Genomic DNA, 522 nt, shown 5'->3' on the forward strand with positions numbered 1-522 from the left:
ATCACTTCATGTCCCTTTTGTACGAGCATCGGAATGAGTACCCTCCCGATGACGCCGCTTGCTCCAGCAACTAAAATCTTCATTTGTTGTTGCCTCCTTTATCTATTTTTAATTAAGACCCATCTGTTATCGCATTTGTGACATCAGATGCGACAAGCGCTAAACGAAATGGAAATAACATAAAAATCGTATGAAGAGCTGTATGGAATCGATAAGGTTTAGCAGAATAATGGAAGGAAGCAGTATAATAACGGGATATGAAAACCTATCACTCGAAAAATTTAATAGATTAGACTGAGATAAGGAGTTGCAAGGGATGTTGGATATGTCGACGGTCGAATCGTACCGTCCTCTGCTGATGACGCTCGCCTACCGGATGCTCGGTTCCTTAAGCGAAGCGGAAGACATCGTGCAGGATGCGCTGGCCGATTATGCGATGATTGTGGATCGCGACAGCATCAGGCACGAAAAAGCTTATTTGGTTCGGATGGTCACCAACAGAAGCTTGAAACTGAAGCAATC

Annotated in this window: 1 protein-coding gene; it reads left to right on the forward strand. The window is 43.9% G+C overall.

Annotation, left to right across the window (positions count from 1 at the left end; translation table 11 throughout):
• Positions 1–316: 316 nt before the first annotated feature.
• On the forward strand, positions 317–522 hold a 206-nt coding region (locus tag KVT38_RS33495), incomplete at its 3' end, for a sigma factor (protein WP_306795383.1).

This window comes from Cohnella sp. GbtcB17 (genome assembly GCF_019091135.1).
In the GTDB taxonomy this organism is placed as follows: Bacteria; Bacillota; Bacilli; order Paenibacillales; family Paenibacillaceae; genus Cohnella.